The following is a 415-nucleotide window of genomic DNA, read 5'->3' on the forward strand; positions in this document are numbered from 1 at the left end:
TCGTGGTCAGCGAGTGGAGGTCGGCCGTGCCGAGCTGGGCAACCTGGCTGGAAGTCAGTGCTGCGATGCCTGCCGAGCCCAGACCGTTCACCACCTGGTTCGTGCTCAGCGCCTTGATGTCCGCCGAACCCAGCTGCTGCACCTGGCTCGAGATCAGGCTCGACAGCTGGCCCGTGCTCAGACCTGCCACCTGACCCGTCGTCAGCGAGGCGATTGCCAGCGTTGCCAGCTGCGCCGTGCTCAGCGCGTTCAGCGCCGACGTGGTCAGCGACTGCACCTGCGTGCTGGTCAGCGAAGCGATGCCTGCCGTGCCAAGGCCGTTCACGAGCTGGCTCGTGCTCAACGCCTTGAGGTCAGCCGAATTCAGCTGGCGCACCTGCGTCGAGCTCAGCGCCGCGAGTTGGCCCGTGCTCAG

Annotated in this window: 1 pseudogene; it reads right to left on the reverse strand. The window is 67.0% G+C overall.

Annotated elements, in window-relative coordinates:
- A pseudogene (locus U5A52_RS43110) lies at window positions 1-415 on the reverse strand (heme utilization protein); the annotation flags it as partial.

The organism is Paraburkholderia sp. J8-2 (genome assembly GCF_905220195.1).
In the GTDB taxonomy this organism is placed as follows: Bacteria; Pseudomonadota; Gammaproteobacteria; order Burkholderiales; family Burkholderiaceae; genus Paraburkholderia.